The sequence below is a fragment of the Streptomyces sp. MAR4 CNX-425 genome (assembly GCF_048656465.1).
In the GTDB taxonomy this organism is placed as follows: Bacteria; Actinomycetota; Actinomycetes; order Streptomycetales; family Streptomycetaceae; genus Streptomyces.
Window position 1 is genome coordinate 583,370 of record NZ_JBMDLF010000002.1, and the last position, 15,346, is coordinate 598,715.

The 15,346-nt window shown below is 76.9% G+C and carries 15 protein-coding genes; 6 read left to right on the top strand and 9 right to left on the bottom strand.

Annotated elements, in window-relative coordinates; translation table 11 throughout:
• Window positions 1-18 precede the first annotated feature (18 nt).
• From ACHZ99_RS07785 to ACHZ99_RS07815, 7 genes are all read right to left on the bottom strand, one after another.
• Complete coding sequence (locus tag ACHZ99_RS07785; RefSeq protein WP_420303644.1) at window positions 19-888, bottom strand: 4'-phosphopantetheinyl transferase family protein; 870 nt, start codon at window positions 886-888, stop codon at window positions 19-21.
• Window positions 889-961: 73 nt separating this feature from the next.
• Window positions 962-2,149 carry an MFS transporter gene (locus ACHZ99_RS07790; protein WP_420304016.1) on the bottom strand — a complete coding sequence of 396 codons (1,188 nt, stop codon included), beginning with the start codon at window positions 2,147-2,149 and terminating at the stop codon, window positions 962-964.
• A gap of 5 nt (window positions 2,150-2,154) precedes the next feature.
• Window positions 2,155-2,718 carry a GNAT family N-acetyltransferase gene (locus tag ACHZ99_RS07795; RefSeq protein ID WP_420303645.1) on the bottom strand — a complete coding sequence of 188 codons (564 nt, stop codon included), beginning with the start codon at window positions 2,716-2,718 and terminating at the stop codon, window positions 2,155-2,157.
• The gene (locus ACHZ99_RS07800; RefSeq protein WP_420304017.1) at window positions 2,681-4,018 is read right to left on the bottom strand and encodes a type III PLP-dependent enzyme; all 1,338 of its coding nucleotides are present in this window, start codon (window positions 4,016-4,018) and stop codon (window positions 2,681-2,683) included. The genes ACHZ99_RS07795 and ACHZ99_RS07800 overlap by 38 nt, the downstream gene beginning before the upstream one ends.
• Entirely contained in the window at window positions 3,961-5,274 is a 1,314-nt protein-coding gene (locus ACHZ99_RS07805; protein ID WP_420303646.1) for a DUF6271 family protein, read from the bottom strand. The genes ACHZ99_RS07800 and ACHZ99_RS07805 overlap by 58 nt, the downstream gene beginning before the upstream one ends.
• On the bottom strand, window positions 5,256-6,380 hold the full coding sequence (locus ACHZ99_RS07810) for a phytanoyl-CoA dioxygenase family protein (RefSeq protein ID WP_420303647.1): 1,125 nt from the start codon (window positions 6,378-6,380) through the stop codon (window positions 5,256-5,258). Before ACHZ99_RS07810 ends, ACHZ99_RS07805 begins: the two co-directional genes overlap by 19 nt.
• Before the next feature lie 38 nt (window positions 6,381-6,418).
• Entirely contained in the window at window positions 6,419-7,972 is a 1,554-nt protein-coding gene (locus ACHZ99_RS07815; protein WP_420303648.1) for a glycoside hydrolase family 3 protein, read from the bottom strand.
• 422 nt (window positions 7,973-8,394) lie between these two features.
• Here ACHZ99_RS07815 and ACHZ99_RS07820 point away from each other — a divergent pair, with 422 nt between their 5' ends.
• From ACHZ99_RS07820 to ACHZ99_RS07830, 3 genes are all read left to right on the top strand, one after another.
• Entirely contained in the window at window positions 8,395-9,048 is a 654-nt protein-coding gene (locus tag ACHZ99_RS07820; protein ID WP_420303649.1) for a DUF427 domain-containing protein, read from the top strand.
• Window positions 9,049-9,200: 152 nt separating this feature from the next.
• Complete coding sequence (locus ACHZ99_RS07825) at window positions 9,201-9,515, top strand: nuclear transport factor 2 family protein (RefSeq protein ID WP_420303650.1); 315 nt, start codon at window positions 9,201-9,203, stop codon at window positions 9,513-9,515.
• An 86-nt stretch (window positions 9,516-9,601) separates the two neighbouring features.
• Window positions 9,602-10,279, top strand: a complete 678-nt coding sequence (locus ACHZ99_RS07830) for a TetR/AcrR family transcriptional regulator (RefSeq protein WP_420303651.1) — start codon at window positions 9,602-9,604, stop codon at window positions 10,277-10,279.
• Here the strand turns inward: ACHZ99_RS07830 and ACHZ99_RS07835 are convergent.
• A complete protein-coding gene (locus tag ACHZ99_RS07835) occupies window positions 10,276-11,400 on the bottom strand; it encodes a M24 family metallopeptidase (protein WP_420303652.1) in 1,125 nt (374 codons plus the stop codon). The genes ACHZ99_RS07830 and ACHZ99_RS07835 overlap by 4 nt on opposite strands.
• 180 nt (window positions 11,401-11,580) lie before the next feature.
• On the opposite strand from ACHZ99_RS07835, the gene ACHZ99_RS07840 reads away from it, so the two are divergent.
• The 3 genes from ACHZ99_RS07840 (at window position 11,581) to ACHZ99_RS07850 (ending at window position 14,724) form a co-directional block, all read left to right on the top strand.
• A complete protein-coding gene (locus ACHZ99_RS07840) occupies window positions 11,581-11,712 on the top strand; it encodes a hypothetical protein (RefSeq protein WP_420303653.1) in 132 nt (43 codons plus the stop codon).
• Between the two features lie 19 nt (window positions 11,713-11,731).
• Window positions 11,732-12,322: a TetR/AcrR family transcriptional regulator gene (locus tag ACHZ99_RS07845; protein ID WP_420303654.1), complete on the top strand. Its 591-nt coding sequence runs from the start codon at window positions 11,732-11,734 to the stop codon at window positions 12,320-12,322.
• A 275-nt stretch (window positions 12,323-12,597) separates the two neighbouring features.
• Window positions 12,598-14,724 carry an NB-ARC domain-containing protein gene (locus ACHZ99_RS07850; protein WP_420303655.1) on the top strand — a complete coding sequence of 709 codons (2,127 nt, stop codon included), beginning with the start codon at window positions 12,598-12,600 and terminating at the stop codon, window positions 14,722-14,724.
• Window positions 14,725-14,731: 7 nt separating this feature from the next.
• On the opposite strand, the gene ACHZ99_RS07855 is transcribed toward ACHZ99_RS07850, so the two are convergent.
• Complete coding sequence (locus ACHZ99_RS07855) at window positions 14,732-15,334, bottom strand: hypothetical protein (protein WP_420303656.1); 603 nt, start codon at window positions 15,332-15,334, stop codon at window positions 14,732-14,734.
• Window positions 15,335-15,346 lie beyond the last annotated feature (12 nt).

A 15,346-nucleotide genomic window follows, 5' to 3' on the forward strand; every position in this document is an offset into this window, starting at 1 on the left:
GGCGGCGCGCCGCCCGGGTCAGGGAAAGTCGCCGCCGCTCTCCCGGAACTCCCGGATTTCCTCTCCGGCGGCCGCCGACGCCACCGCGAGCGCCCCCGCGTGGCCCTTCCCGGGCGTCAGGTCGACCAGCCGCCAGCCGGGTACGGAGACGGAGACGTCGTCCGCGTCGAGGGCGCGCCCGAGACCCACGCCGAGGCCCTTGAGATACGCCTCCTTGCGCGTCCACAGCCGCGCGAACGCGGCGCACCGCCCCGCCTCCGGCGCCGCCCGCAGCGCCGCGCGCTCCGCCGGGTGCAGCCGCTCCACCAGGCCCGGCTCGGGCGGCACGGCCCGGACCGGCTCCACGTCGACGCCGACCCGGCGGGGCGCGACCGCGACGAGCACCAGCTCGCCGCCGTGCGACAGGGAGAACTCCGGCCCGCCGGCGGGCCGTTCGAGCACCGGGCGGCCGTGCGGACCGCCGCACCGGGGGCACGCCCGGCGGCCGAAGCGCAGGTCCGCGGGCGGGGTGCCGGTCAGCTCGCCCAGGAGGCGGCGCAGTTCGGCGTGTGCGACGCCGTAGCGGATCCGGTCGGCCGGGCGCAGGAAGGCCGCGTGCCGCCGCCGCTCCTCGCCGTCCAGCGCCGACAGGTCCGGCGCGGCACCGGGACCGGCGTCGAAGGTCCACAGCCGCACGCCCGCGGGCAGCCCCGGGGGCGTACCGCCACCGCCGCCGGACGGGAGCGCGGGCGGAACTCCGGAGGGGGCGCCGGAGGGGGCGCCGGGCGGGGCGCCGGCGCCCGCGAGGGCGCTCCCCGCCGCGTCCGCCGCGCGCGCCGCCGCCTCCGCCGCGTCTCCGGGTACGCCCCCGGCCGGCTCCGGCGCCCGTCGCGCCACGTGCTCCGCCACGCCGCCCCACCCCCGTTCCGCACCGCCGCCGTGCCGTCGCCCGCGCGCCCGTCCGCGCGGCGCGCGCCGGCGGTCAGGCGTTGCTCAGCGCGGGCCAGCGTATACGCGTCGTGCACAGCGAGACGAGCAGCGCGGACGCGGCGACGGCGGCCATGCCCCACGCCAGCCCGGCGGCGCCCGCGATGAAGCCGATCGCGGCGGGCCCGCCCAGCAGCCCCGTGGTGCCCATGGACGCCACCAGGGACAGCGCGTCGGGGCCCTCGCGGGCCGCCGCGACGTACACGCACGGCGTCACGGCCGCGACGCCCAGGCCGACGCACGCGAACCCGAGGAGCGCCGGCACCACCCCGCCCGCCAGCACGGCGACGGCCAGCCCGGTGCCCGCCAGCGCGCTCCCGAGTCCGACCACCGGCCCGTCGCCCCAGCGGGTGCGCCAGCCGTCGGCGAAGAGGCGGGCGACGACCATCATCACGGAGACCACCGCGATGCCCAGCGGCGCCACCTCGGGCGCCGCGTCCGCGACGTCCTCCAGGTAGAGCGTCGACCAGTCGTTCATGGCGCCCTCGGTGATCGTGCCGAACGCCATCGCGCACCCCATCCACAGCGTGAGCCGCGACGGCGGCCGCCACCGGCGGCGCTCCTTCTCCGCCCGCTTCTCCGCCGGGTTCTCCGGCCCGTGCTGCGGCGCGGGCCGGTCCCCGGCCGGCAGCCCGGTGCGGGTGACGCCGAGCATGGCCAGCAGCAGCGCCGCGGCCACCGCGAAGTGCGCGGCCAGCCCCGCGGTCACCGTCTGGACCAGGGAGGCCAGCAGCGCGGCGGCCAGCGACCCGGCGCTGAAGGTGGCGTGCATCTTCGCCATGGCGGTGCGCTCGTGGAGCTCCTCCAGCGCGGCGCCCTGCGCGTTCATCGCCACGTTCAGGCAGCCCACGGCCACGCCGTCGGCGGCGACGACGGCCAGCGCGACCGGGTAGGTGGGCGCGGCGGCGAACGCCGGGAGGAAGAGCAGCAGCGCGGCGGCCGCGGCGTACCCGAGCCGTTTCGCGCCCATCGCCTTCATCAGGTGGGCGACCAGCGGGAAGGAGGCCGCCGCGCCCGCGCCGCAGGCCATGAGCAGCAGCCCCAGCTCGGTCTCCGTCAGGCCGAGTTCGTCCTTGACCAGCGGCAGCCGGGACACCCACGTGACGTACTGGAAGCCCAGGAAGCAGAAGAGCGCCGCGATGGCCACCTGGGCCCGGCGGAAGTCGTCGCGCATCGGCAGCACCATGATCAGCCCTCTTCCCCGGCCGGGCGGACCGCCCGGGACATGTAGACCGCGCCCGGGCCGTAGTCCGCCGGCGGTGTGACGTCGGCGTACGGGCGGTAGCCGCGGCGCGACCAGAAGTCCGCGCTGCCGGCGACCGCGACCAGGGAGATCCGCTCGTACCGGCGGGCGCGGGCGGTGGCGGTGAGCCGGGCGATCAGGCGCCCGGCGAGCCCGGCGCCGCGCAGGTGCTCGGCGACGACGACGTCGTGCAGGTGCAGGTTGCCCGCGCCGCCGGAGCCGCCCGGGGCGGCGTGGCCGGTGTCCCCGGCCGCGTGCAGCTCCGGGCAGCGGAACAGCGGGTACGGCAGCGCGAGGAGATAGCCCTCCGGCGCGCCGTCCGCGTCCAGGACGAAGCAGGTGCCGGGCGAGGCCCGGCCGCGGGCCTGGAGCGCCGCCCGGCCCTCGGCGAGGGCCCGGCCGGCGTACGCGCGGTCCTCCAGGGCGGCGATGGCGCCCCAGTCGCGGCGGGCGATGTGCCGGACGCGCACGTCAGCCGGCGCGCAGGCAGGTGTGCGGTAGCGGGCCATAGCCGTTGAACCCCCGGGTCATGTAACTGACGGCGTACGCGCCGCTGGAGAGGATCCACACCGGATCCCCGGACGCGGCCGCCCTGGGCACCTGCACCGGTACGCGGCCCTCCGCCACGACGTCGTCGCTGTCGCAGGTGGGGCCGGCCACCACCGCAGGCACCAGCTCCGCGGCGGCGCCGTGGGAGGGGAACACCAGCGGGTACTGCAACTGGTCCACCTCGTACAGGCCGTTGAACTTCCCGCAGCTGAGGAAGAGCCAGTAGCCGCGCCCGCCGTCCGCGCGCCGCCGCGAGGCGAGCCGCGCGACGTGCGCCCGGATGGCGCCGTGGTCGGCGACCAGGTGCCGGCCCGGCTCCACGACGAACCGCAGCGGCCCGCGGACCGCGGCGCGCAGCCGTGCCATGCCCGCGCGGATCGTCGCGAACGTGTCGTCCAGGTCGGGCACCAGCGGCCGCCCGCGCAGGTCGCGGTAGCCGAGCGCGGGCAGGCCGCCGCCGAGGTTGACGTGGTCGAGGTCGATGCCGTCGGCGGCGAGGGCCGCCAGCACGTCCGCGAACATGTCGAAGGCGCGCCGCCACGCCGCGGCCGTCATCTGCTGCGAGCCGACGTGCACGGACAGCCCGGCCGGGGTCAGCCCCGCGTCGCGCGCCCCCGCGAGCACCCGCACCGCCTCCTCCGGGGTGCAGCCGAACTTCCGGCTCAGCCCCCACAGGGCGCCCTCGCCCGTCGTGGCCAGCCGGCAGAACACCCGGGCGCCGGGCGCCAGGGCCGCGAGGGCCGCGACGTCCTCGGGGCTGTCGGTGGCGAAGTCGCGGACGCCGAGCCGGTGCGCGGCGAGGATGCTCCGGTCGGACTTGACGGTGTTGCCGTAGTGGATACGGGTCGCGGGCGCGCCGGCGCGGAGCGCCTGGTCGACCTCGCCGGGGCTGGCGGCGTCGAACCCGGCGCCCTTCTGCGCCAGCCGGGCCAGCACGTCGTCCACCGGGCAGGCTTTCATCGCGAAGCGCACGTCGACGCCGGGCAGCAGGCGCCGCAGCTCGTCGTAGCGCTCCTCGATGCCGGGCAGGTCGTAGATGACGCGGTCGTCCTCGGCGGCGGCGAGGGCGGCGCGCAGCCGCGCGGCCACGGCGGTCGCCGCCGCCGGGGGCGCCGGCTGGGCCGCCGGGGGCGGCTCGGTCGCCCGGGTCGGCTCGTTCGCCCGGACCGGTTGGCCCGCCTGGGAGTTCCGTACCGCCGCGGTCACCGCGCGGACCCCGGCACGCCGGTGGCCGCGCTCGCCCGCACCAGCGGCTCCCAGGCGGCGATGAGGAGGGCGAAGCCGGCCATGTCGCGGCGGGCCTCGTCCAGCAGGTCCGGGCCGCGGGCGGCGAGCAGGCCGGCGAACTCGGCGTATCTGCCGCCCAGCTTGCGGTACGCGATCTCCAGCGCCGTCAGCCGCATGACGTTCTCGTCGCGGTCCAGCCGGGTGCTGCGCGCGACGAGGTCGCCGACGGCGGCGGCGCGGAGGCGGTGCCGGTCGTCGAGGAGCGCGGCGCCGGCGGCGGCCAGTTCGTCGTAGACGAAGTTGAAGTAGAGCATCGACAGCAGGAACTTGGCGAACCGCAGCTGGTACGCGGTGAAGCCGGCGCCGGTCTTCCGCTCGTCGGTGTGGTAGTTGACGATGTGCCGGTTGTGCAGGACGCCGGGCAGGGTGGCGTCGTGCACGAGGTGGAAGAGGAAGTAGTCGCTGCCGATGGTGTCGGTGGCGGGCGGCAGCGGGACGGTCTCGTACACGCCGCGGTGGAACGCGATGTTGCACATGTCCACGCGCATGGGGTCGACCGCGCCGAGGACGGCGTGGTCGCCGCCGAAGGGCTCGGTGCCCGCGCCCTTGAAGGACTCCTCGACCAGCGCCCGCTTGCGCTCCTCCGGCCAGTGCAGGGGCGCCCACAGGCTGACGACGTCGTGGTAGACGGCGGGGTCGAGGTCGTGGATCTCGGCGATGTCGACGGACATCTCGCCGACGAAGGAGGCGCCGACGAGCGAGACGGGCTTGTGGGCGTCGAGCGGGTTCAGCGCGTCGGCGTCCACCCGGCGGGCCGCGTCGGCGGCGGGCAGGCCGAGGGTGGCGAGTTCGTGGTGGACGGGGAAGACGGGCCGGCCGGCGGCGGTCTGGTAGCGGCTGTCGGAGTCCCGGCGGTGCACCGAGCCGCAGCCGAGGGCGGCGGCCAGCAGGAACGCGCGGTCGGTGCAGGCGCCGTACGAGACGGCGTCCGGCAGCAGCAGGTCCAGCAGCCGCTCGGCGCCGGGCACCCGGGCGCGGCGGAGCGCGGCGGTGAGGAACGCGCGCTGCTCCGCCTCGCCGAGGTGGTGGACGACGACGTCGGGCACCCGGGGCAGCCCCGCGACGGCGGCGGCGTGTCCGGCGCGGTCCCGCTCGGCGGCGGAGTCGAGGATCAGGAAGTGCACCTCGGCGCCGAAGTGGGCGGCGGCGTGGACGGCCTCCTCGTGCACGACGGCGATGGTGGCCGCGCAGGCCCGGTTCGTGGGGAGCGTCAGGCAGATGCGCGCCACGCCGCCGCCTCCCCGGTCCGCTCCTCGGTGTCCCCGCCGGCCGTCCCCGCCCCGGCCCTCGCCCCGGCCGCCGCCCCGGCGGCGGGCTCCGGGGTGCGCCAGGAGTCGAGCCCGAGCAGCCTGCGGCCGAGGCCGGTCAGCTCGGCGGGCCCGTACCGCTCGGACTCGGGGCGGCGCGCGTCGCCGAGGAGGGTGGCGTTCCAGTCGGGGGTGGCCAGGGTGCGCCAGGACTCGACGCGGGAGCGGCGCAGCCGCTCGTGCTCCTCCAGGGCGGGCATCATCGCCAGGTACTGCACGGCCCGTACGCCGCTGTCGGAGGAGTTCGCGGCGACGCCGTGGGCCAGCAGCCCGTTCCAGATGAGCAGGTCGCCGGCGGCCAGGTCGGGGCGTACGACGGGGAACTCGTCGCGGTCGGTGTTCGGCCGGATCGGGTCGCGGCCGGCGGGCTGGGCGAGCTTCCACTTCTCGAAGTCGCGGAACAGCTCGGGCGCGCACTGGAAGCCGCCGTGGTCGGGGCGGGTGTCGTTGAGGGCGATGATGCCCTGGACGCGCTGCGGGAGCACCGCGAGGGTGGTGTCGACGTCCCAGTGCAGCTCGATGTCGAAGCCGGTGTCGGTGGGTTCGATCAGGGTGCGGCTGCGGTTGCCGACGTTGGGCGGGTTGAGGTTGAGGCGGTCGAGGGTCACCCACAGCTCGTCCGCGTCCCACACGTCGGCGAAGGCGTCGTAGACGCGGCGGGACTGCCGGCTGTCCCAGATCAGCTGGTGCTGGTACGCCTCGACGAAGCCGTAGACGTGCAGGTCGCGGTCGAGGTCGGAGCGGAACTCGCGGTCCTCGTACCAGGTCTCGGGGCGGTCCGGGTCCAGGCCCTGAAAGTCCCAGGCGAAGTCGAGCAGCCGCTGGGCGGCCTCGGCGGGTATCGCCTCCCGGACCACGACGTAGCCGTAGGTCTGCCAGTGGGCGTAGTCCTCCTCGGACAGCACGCGCAGCGGGCGGGTCTTGCGGATGTCCCGTAACGGGGTGCGGGCGAGGTAGGACTCGCCGTCGGCGCTGAAGTACGGGGTGCCGGAGGCGGCGCGGTACAGGTAGGGGCCGGAGTCGGGCATGGAACGTCCTCCAGAGGTGACTTTCTCTCGTACTGCCGTCACACCGCGCCGGTCAGTACCTCCGCCGCGGCGATGCCGGAGACGCGGGTCGCACCGTGGGTCGACAGGTGCACGGCGCCGAGCCGGTCCTCGGCCGGCAGGCCCATCTCGACGACGAGCGCGTCGGGCCGGCGGCGGACCAGGTCGGCGAGGGCCTGCGACATCCACGGGTGGCGGGCGGCGTCGCGCACCACGACGACGAGCGCCCGGCCGTCGGCCGGGCGCAGCGCCTGCCCGTCGAGCACGTCCCCGGCGCCGCCGGGGGCGCCGGTCAGCTCGGACTCGGCGATGCGCACCGACGTGGTGCCGGGGCGCAGCGCGCGCAGCGGGTCGGCGACGCCCCAGGGCGTACGGCCGTCGATGGCGAGGCTGGTGACGGGGGACAGCTCGACGACGTGCGGGTCGCCGACGAGCGGGAACTGCGCGGAGCCGCCGAGGTCCTGATCGGCGCGGTGCACCCGCACGGCGCGGCGGGCGGCGACGAGGCCGATCCCGTCGCCGGCGGCGGCCCCGCCGCGGGGGTCGCCGGGCGGGACGCTGCGGGTCAGCGCGGCGGACCAGTCGGCGAACTCCCGTACCCGGGCGGCGGCCTCGACGAGCCGCTCCCCGGGCAGGCTGCCGTCGCGGACGGCGGCGACGATGGCGCCGGTCAGGTCGGCGGTGACGGACTCCTCGGCGCTCTCGCCGCCGACGCACACGGCGTCGACGCCGCCGGCGAGCGCGCGGACGGTGGCGCCGGCGATGCCGTAGCGGCCGGAGACGGCGCCCATCTCGATGCCGTCGGTGACGACGAGGCCGGTGAAGCCGAGTTCCCGGCGGAGCAGGTCGCGGATGATGCGGGGGCTGAGGGTGGCGGGGAGGCGGTCGTCGTAGGCGGGGATGAGCATGTGGGCGGTCATGACGGTGCGTACGCCGGCCTCCATGGCGGCGGTGAACGGCGGCAGCGCGGTGCGGGCGATCTCGCGGGCGTCGGCGGCGACGTGCGGGAGGCCGTGGTGGGAGTCGACGCTGGTGTCGCCGTGGCCGGGGAAGTGCTTGGCGCAGGCGGCGACGCCGGCGGACTGCAGGCCGCGGATCCAGGCGGCGGTGTGCCGGCAGACGAGGTCGGTGCGGGCGCCGAAGGAGCGGACGCCGATGACGGGGTTCTTGGGGTTGGAGTTGACGTCGGCGGAGGGGGCGTAGTTCAGCGAGACGCCCATGGCGTGCAGCTGGCCGCCGATGTCGTACGCGACCTGCTCGGTCAGCTCGACGTCGTCGACGGCGCCGAGGGCGAGGTTGCCGGGGCGGGTGGCGCCGGTGCCGGCCTCGATCCGGGTGACGTCGCCGGCCTCCTCGTCGATGGCGATGATGAGGTCGGGGTTCTCGGCGCGCAGCGACGCGGTGAGGGCGGCCACCTGCTCGGGGTCGACGATGTTGCGGCCGAACAGCACCACGGACGCCAGGCCGTCGCCGATTCTGCGGCGGAGCCAGTCGGGCGCGGTGGTGCCCACGAACCCGGGCTGCAGGACCGTGTTGGCCAGCCGGGCGAGTTCGGGGTGGCTGAGGGCTGCCATGGAGACCTCCGCGGAGCAGGGGCGGACCGGGCTGACGTGGTACGAAAAGACTTGGTACAGACCAATGCCGGATACTGGCCTATACCAATCGGGAGTGTCAAGGAAGTGCGCTGTCCGACCGCATCCGGAACGGCCTGCTCCACACCCGAAACGGTCAGGGGAAGCCGGGAGTCGGGCAGGAAACCACTCGGAGATCGATCAAAACGGACAGGAGGCGGGCACGAGGCACCCGGAGCCGGGCACGGGACCCGGGCGGGACGGCGGTGGCGGTGGCGGTGGCGGTGGCGGTGGCCACGACCGTGATCCGTGACCGTGGCCGTGGCGGCGGGGCTGCCGCGCCCGCGCCCGGGAAGTCCCCGGCGGCCGGCGGCGTTGCACCGGTCACGGCCGGCCACACCCCCGGCCGCCGGGAGGTATGACCGATGCTGACGTTCGACACCAGGACCTGGGAGCGCGCCGAACGGCGCGTGCGCGGCAGGCTGGGCGGCGAGCTGGTGGTCGACAGCGAGGACGCGCTGCTGGTGCGGGAGGCGGGCAGCCCGTACGTGCGGTACGCCTTCCCGCGGCGCGACGTGCGCGCCGACCTGGTGCCGGACGCGGTGCGGGCGTACGAGGGGGACGCCGGGCCGGCGGAGTACGTGTCCGTGCGGTGGTCGGCGCTGGACCGCTGGTTCGAGGAGGACGAGGAGCTGCCGGTGGGGCCCCGGGACCCGTATCACCGGGTGGACGTGCTGCGCAGCGCGCGGCATGTGCGGGTGGCGGTCGACGGGCGGCCGGTGGCGGAGTCGCGCCGTCCGCTGGCGGTGTTCGAGACGGGGCTGCCGCCGGTGTTCTACCTGCCGCCGGAGGACGTGGACCTGGAGCTGTTCGAGCCGACGGCGACCCGGACGGGGTGCCCGTACAAGGGCTTCGCGTCGTACTGGACCTACCGGGGCGGCGCGGGCGCGCCGGAGCGGGCGGACGTGGCGTGGGCGTACGAGGATCCGCTGCGCGAGGTGGCGCCGATCGCCGGGTATCTGGCGTTCTACGACTCGGTGGCGGACGTCGTCGTCGACGGGGTGCGGCGGGGCGGCTGAGCGCGCCCGGGCGCGCGGACCTGCGGCGCGGGCGGGACGGCGGGACAATGGCGCCGTGGACGGCGCGCGGCCCGCCCCTCCCCCGCGGAGCGGGCGCCCGCCGCGCGGCGCGTACGCCGCAGGGCAGCGAACCCGGCACCCGGAGGTACCCCATGGCCGCCCAGCTCACCGACCCCGTCGTGGCCGCGTTCGTCGCGGCGCTCAACGCCGGCGACAGGGACGCGTTCTTCGCGCTCCTGACCGACGACGCGACCATGACCGACGACGGAACCGAGCGCGACCTCGCCGAGTGGACCGACCGGGAGATCTTCTCCGCCGACGGCCGCATGGACGTCGAGTCGGTCGCCCCGGACGGCCGGTCGCTCGTCGCCAGGTACTCGAACTCCACCTGGGGCGGCATGCGCACCCGGTGGTCCTTCACGGTCGCCGGCGACCGCATCAGCCACTTCGACACCGGCCAGGCGTAGGCCCGGCCCTCCCGCGCTCACCCGGGCGCAAAACTGCACCCGGTCAACAAATCCCCCCGGGATACCCGTTTGCTACGGTGAGCGCCGTGGACGGCAAACCAGGGCTGCGGGAACGCAAGAAGCGGCGCACCCGGGCGGCGATCTCCGAGGCGGCGATCACGCTGTTCCTCCGGCACGGCTTCGCCGGGGTCTCGGTGGCGCAGGTCGCCGAGGCCGCGGAGGTGTCCAAGCGCACGCTCTTCGCGTACTTCCCGAGCAAGGAAGACCTCGTCGCCCACCGCCTCGCCGACCACGAGACCGCCGCCGCCCGCGCCGTACGGGCCCGTCCGCCGCACACCGCCCCGCTGGCCGCGCTGCGCGAGGACTTCCTGCGCGGCCTGCGCGAACGGGACCCGGTCACCGGGCTCGACGACCGGCCCGAGGCGCGCGCGCTGCACCGGATGATCCTCGACGCGCCCTCGCTGGTGGCCCGGATGGAGCGGTTCCGCACCGGCGCGGAACGCGCCCTCGCCGAGGCGCTGCGGGAGAGCGCGGACACCCCCGAGCCGACCGCCCGGCTGGCCGCCGCGCAGATCGTCGCCGTGCGGTGGACGCTGGCCCGGGACAACGCCGAGCGGCTGGCGTACGGCGAGCCCGCCGCCACCCGCTACCCGGGCGCGGTGGCGGACGCGGAGCACGCCTTCGGACTGCTGCGGACCGGGCTGCGGCGGCTGCCGCGGACGCCCCGGCGGCGCGGCGGGGGCGGCGGGCGCGGCGGGGGCTAGGAGACGACCGCCAGCTCGCGGGAGGTGTCGTTGAGCCGCCTGCCGCCGGTCTCCGTGACGGTCACGATGTCCTCGATGCGGACGCCGAAGCGGCCCGGCAGGTAGATGCCGGGTTCGACGGAGAAGCACATGCCGGGGACGAGCGGCTGCTCCTCACCCTCGATCAGGTACGGGGGCTCGTGGGTGGTGGTGCCGATGCCGTGCCCGGTGCGGTGGATGAAGTACGCGCCGTAGCCGGCGTCGTCGATGACCCGGCGGGCCGCCCGGTCGACCTCCTGGCAGGGGACGCCGGGCCGCACGGCCCGGAAGCCGGCCTCCTGCGCGGCCCGTACGACGTCGTGGACCTCCCGCTCCTCGGCGGTGGGCTCGCCGACGTGCACGGTGCGGGTGGTGTCGGAGCCGTAGCCGTGCACGAGGCCGCCGAAGTCGAGGACGACCATGTCGCCGTCGCGGATGACGCGGTCGTCGGCCTCGTGGTGCGGGTCGGCGCCGTTGGGCCCGGAGCCGACGACGGTGAAGTCGACCTGGGAGTGCCCGAAGCGGCGCAGCAGCGCGGCCAGGTCGGCGGCGACCTCGGCCTCCGTACGGCCGGCGAAGCGGACCTTCACGATCTCCCCGTACGCGGCGTCGGCGGCGGCGCCCGCCGCGGCCAGCCGCTCCAGCTCGGCGGGGCCCTTGACGGCGCGCAGCATCGGCAGCCCGTCGGAGACGGCGACGTACGAGGAGTCCGGCAGCTCGCGCTGCAACCCGAGCAGGTGCAGGGCCCAGGCGCCGTCGCTGACGGCGAACCGGCCGCGGGCGTCGAGCAGCGACGCGGCCGCGGCGTACGGGCTCTGCCCGTCGGTCCAGTCGCGCAGGGTCAGCGCGGGCCCGCCGGCCGCCCGGGCGGCGTCCCCGGCCTCCAGCTTCGGCACCACCAGCGCCGGGTCCCGGCCGGGGACGAGTACGAGCAGGGTGAGCCGCTCGGTGGCGGCGGGCGGCGCGTAGCCGGTGAGCCAGACGAGGTCGGGGCCGGGGGCGACGAGCAGCCCGGCGAGGCCGGCGTCGGCGACGGAGCGGGCGGCGTGCCGCATGCGGGCGCGGTAGTCGTCGGCGGTGAACGGGGCGAAGTCGCCGGTCATGCGGGGCTCCCGGGTGCTCGTCGGTGTCCGCCCGCGCTCGTCGGCGCGGGCGGGGCGAATCCGTCACGAACGTACTCCTGACCTCCCCCCGCACGTAACGCAAGTCAACTTGCATTAGTGCTCGCACCGGGCGTACCTTAAAGCAAGAATCACAGCGTTAACTGGCAGGAGGCACGACCGATGGTTCTCCCCCCGGACTTCTGGACGCTGATCACCGTCTTCGCCGCCGGCGGCATGGGGCTCACCGCCGTGACCGCGGCGCTCGTCGCCACCCTCCCCCGCACCCGCCCGGAGCCGCCGACGCCGCACTGACCTGCGCTAGGTTGGCGGGATGCCGGAAAGCAGCCGCCAGCCGGCCACCCGCAGAACGGGCGGCCGCAGCGCCCGCGTACGCGCCGCCGTGCTCCAGGCGACGGTCGACGTCGTCCTGGAGCGCGGCGCCGACGCGCTGTCGATCGCCGAGGTCGCCCAGCGCGCCGGGGTGCACGAGACATCGATCTACCGCCGCTGGGGGACCAAGTCCGCCCTCGCCCTCGACGCCGTCCTCGACCGCACCGGCACCGACCTCCCCACCCCCGACACCGGCACCCTCCGCGGCGACCTCCTCGCCCTCCTCCGCGACGCCGCCGCCTTCGTCCGCACCCCGCTGGGCGGGCTGCTGCTGCGGATGGCGGTGCAGGAGGACCTCGCGGAGTACGAGGCGGCCCGCGACCAGTTCTGGACCGCCCGCTTCGCGGCCGGCGCGACGGTCCTCGACCGCGCCGAGTCCCGCGGCGAACTCCGCCCGGGCGTCGACCGCCGCCTGGCCTTCGAAACCCTGCTCGGCCCGCTCCACACCCGGGTGCTGCTGACCCGCGAGCCGCTGGACGAGGCGTTCCTGGAGGGCACGGTGGACCTCCTCCTCGCGGGCATCGGCGCCTGACGGCCCCGGGGCGGTACAGAGCCGACTGTCACCGGGTGACCCGGGCGTACCGCGGCTGACGATCACCAGTGCGCACGCCCACAGACGTGCAGGTCAGACCCTTGTGTCGGGGCCCACGGCCCCGGGGAACCGGTTCTTCGGGGCCGCCGGCCGGGGATGGCGGGTTCCGGGAGTCGCGCATACTCTCCGCAGGAGACGCGGCGCTCTCGGGACTGCCGCGCACCGGGGGTGGAACACATGCCTCCGGCCCCTTGCGGACGGTTCGGGAGGGACGGGTGCACCGGGATGCAGGGCACGTCAGCCGCAACGACGTCGGCGGGACCGTCCACGGTCCCGTCATCCAGGCCGGAGCCGTGCACGGCGACGTCCACGTCCACGCCGCCGCCGCGGCGCGCGACGTGCCGTGGCAGCTTCCGCCCGGCGCGCGGGTCATCGGCCGGGCCGCGGAGGTGGCCGCGCTCGAAGCGCGGCGCGTGCGCGCGTTACGCGCCGGGCGCGGCACGCTGGCGGCCGTCAGCGGGCTGGGCGGCGTCGGCAAGACGGCGGTCGCGCTGTCCTGGCTGCACGGGCTGCGGCCGGAGTACCCCGACGGCCAGCTGTACGCGGACCTCGGTGCCCACTCCCCGACAGGACCGGCCGATCCGCAGGAGGTCGCCGGGCGCTTCCTCCGCGCGCTGGGCGTGCCGCCGGAGCGCGTGCCGGGGACGTTCGCGGAACGGGTGGCCCTCTACCGGTCGCTGACCGGCGGGCGGCGACTCGTCGTCCTCCTCGACGACGCCGCCAGCGCCGGCCAGGTGCGGCCGTTGCAGGGCGCGGGCCTCAGCGTGGTCGTCGTGACCAGCCGGAGCCGGCTGGGCGGGCTGGTCGTCGACGGCGGCAGCGCGCTCAACCTCGAACCGCTCGCCGGCGAGGCGGCCGTCGAACTGCTCGGCGCCACCCTCGCGGACGACCGGGTCGCCGCCCAGCCGGAAGCGGCCCGCTCCCTGGTCGAGTTGTGCGCCGGACTGCCGCTCGCGGTGCGGGTGATCGGCGCCCGGCTGGCGGCCCGGCCGCGGCGCGGGCTGGCCGCCATGCACAGCGCCCTCGCGGAGGAACGCGGCCGGCTGGCGGCCCTGTCGATCCCCGGGGACGACCACGACGTACGGGCCAGCCTCGACGTGTCGTACCGCGGACTGCCCTCCCGCGCCGCCCGGCTCTACCGGCTGCTGGGCGTCCACCCCGGCCCGGAGTTCAGCGGCGCGGCGGCGTCGGCCGCCCTCGGCGACGAGGCCGGGCCTCCCCTCGACGACCTCCTCGACGCCAACCTCCTCACCGAGGTAGGCGAGGACCGGCACCGGCTGCACGACCTGGTGCGCCTGCACGCCTCGGACACCGCCGAGGCCCGCGAACCGGCCGCGGAGCGGGCGGCCGCCCTGCGCCGCGTGATCGACCACTACCTCGCCGGTGCCACCCGCGCCGAGGAGATCGTCGACCCGCAGCACCGCACCCTCCCGCGCGACTACGGGCCCGGCCCGCGCTTCCCGCCGCACGTCGGCGACGACTCACCCGGCGCGCTCGACTGGCTGGAGCGCGAACTGGCCAACCTGATGGCCGTCATCCGCCGCGCCCGCCCCGCCGGGGTGCCCACCGCGGCCTGGCAGACCGCCGACGCGATGTGGCCCCACTTCATCCGCCGGAAGTCGTACGAACACGGGCGCGCCGCGCACGAGGAGGGACTGGCCGCCGCCCGCGAACTGGGCGACGTCGCCGCCCAGTGCCGCATGCTCACCTCCGGCGGGCTGGTCGAGCTGGACTCGGGCGGGCACGCGCGGGCGCTGGAGATGTTCGAGGAGGCCGCCGGGCTGTTCCGGGGCGCCGGGGACGCCCTCGGCCAGGCCCGCACGCTCAACTACCGCGGCCTCGCCCACCAGCGGCTCGGCGACGCCGGGCGGGCGGCCGGGCTGTTCGCCCGCGCCGCCGCGGAACTGCCCGCCGCCGGCGACGTGCGCGCCGGCGGACTCGCCCGCCTCAACCTCGCCGACGTCGCGCTCGCCGGCGGGCGCCCGGAAGCGGCCACCGAGGACGCCGAGGCGGCGCTCGCCGTACTACGGGAGGTGGGCGACGCGTACAACGCCGCCCGGGCCGGCACGCTCCTGGGCCACGCCTTCCTCGAACGCGGCCTGCCGGAGCGGGCCGAGGGCCACCTGACCACCGCGCTGGCCGCGCTCCGCGACTGCGGCGCCGACTACGAGACGGCCCGCGCGGTGGCGGGCACCGCGGCGCTCGCCGAGCACCGCGGCGCCCCGGAAGAGGCCCGGATCCGCTTCCGCGAGGCACTGGACCTCTACGCCGCCGCGGGCCGCGCCGACTCGCCCGAGGCAGAGGCGGTACGGGAGCGGCTGCGGCGGCCGGCGGACGGGTGACGGCCCGTCACCCCGGGGGCGCGGCGGTCACCGGAGTCCCCCGTCCCGCGGGCGGCAGCGCGGTCCGCAGCCGTACGGGCCCGGTGAGCGGCGCCGTGAGCAGTCCGGCGGTCCGCCAGGCGTGGACCGCGGAGGCCACGGCGCGCCAACGCCACCCGGAGTCGGGGCGGGGGGCGGGGGCGCCTGCGTCGGCGTCGGCGTCGGGGATCCGCAGGGAGTGGACCCGGCCGCCGCACCGCAGCCAGCACCGTCCGCCCCGGTACACCGCCACCACCAGGGCCCCGGGGTGGCGCGCCGCCACGGCCGGGACGTCGGCCGGCCCGCGGCCCGGCGTCAGCAGCACGTCGGCCAGCCGGGGCCACGGAGCCGGCGCGGGCAGACCCACCCGCAGGTGCTCGTCGGCCTCCGGCGAAGCACCGCCCCGCCGGACGCCGGCGTCCGGCGCTCCGGTGCCGTCCCGCCGGACCGCGACCCGCACGCGGTGCACCGGACCCGGTGACGGCCGCGACCGCGGCCGCCCGGGCCGCCGCACCCGCGGGCCGCCCGCCGGCGCGCCGTCCGGGTCCACCGCTACGGCCGCCACCGCGGCCACCAGCTCCGCCGCCGTCACGACGCACACCGT